The following is a 370-nucleotide window of genomic DNA, read 5'->3' on the forward strand; positions in this document are numbered from 1 at the left end:
CTGGAGGCAAAAGCATGAGCGAGCAGTTGAGTTACGCCGGATATCCCGGCTGGATACCTGCGGGTACCGATGAGCCGGAAGATGGCGTCGTCGGGCAGGTCTTCGTGACACACCGGCGCGCCCTGGTCGGTCTGGCGATGCGCATTCTCGGCTGTCCGTGTCGTGCCGAAGATGTTGTTCAGGATGCCTACATCAAACTCTGCGATGCGCGCAGCACGTGCCCCGTGCGCCATCCCGCCAGCTATGTGATGCAGGTCGTGCGCAATCTCGCGCTCGACGGCTACCGCCGCCAGCAGATCGAGAACCGGGTGTTCACGGTGGAGGAAGAAGCCAGTCGACATGCCGGATCGTGGCGCATCGCCCGAGGCGC

Annotated in this window: 1 protein-coding gene; it reads left to right on the top strand. The window is 63.8% G+C overall.

What is annotated here, in order from left to right; translation table 11 throughout:
- Positions 1 to 14 precede the first annotated feature (14 nt).
- The coding region (locus CDV44_RS27570; protein WP_305790827.1) for a sigma factor at positions 15 to 370 on the top strand (356 nt) is incomplete at its 3' end.

It is taken from the genome of Pandoraea sp. PE-S2R-1 (assembly GCF_002179865.1).
In the GTDB taxonomy this organism is placed as follows: domain Bacteria; phylum Pseudomonadota; class Gammaproteobacteria; order Burkholderiales; family Burkholderiaceae; genus Pandoraea.